The 288-nt window shown below is 44.1% G+C and carries 1 protein-coding gene; it reads right to left on the bottom strand.

The window, feature by feature from the left end:
* Positions 1–272, bottom strand: a 272-nt coding sequence (locus tag ACNKXV_RS14465) for a hypothetical protein (RefSeq protein ID WP_417908405.1), incomplete at its 3' end; no start/stop codon positions are given.
* Between the last annotated feature and the right edge of the window lie 16 nt (positions 273–288).

Raw genomic sequence — 288 nt, 5'->3', positions numbered from 1 at the left:
AAAGGAATTCCTGCGAGCTTTTCATCGAAGAGAGCTGTACGCAACTCTTCAAACTTTCCAGAAAGCCTCGAAATGGTTTTAGAAAGCAGACTAAGCTCCCGCTCCAATTGAATTGCATCGATTCCCCGGTTTTGGCTTTGGTACTCCTCCACCGATTCGATCTGGATTTTGATTTTTCCAAAAAGGTTTTTCTGATCTGCTCGAAAATCATGAACCAAGCCCAAAAATTGACCAAAACCCGCTTTCTTCAATCGCTCAAATACCACATCCAAGGCGGCTCGCTTTTGG

The sequence above is a fragment of the Christiangramia aquimixticola genome, from assembly GCF_048285835.1.
Taxonomy (GTDB): Bacteria; Bacteroidota; Bacteroidia; order Flavobacteriales; family Flavobacteriaceae; genus Christiangramia; species Christiangramia aquimixticola.
This window is presented reverse-complemented; position numbering and strand designations above follow the sequence as displayed.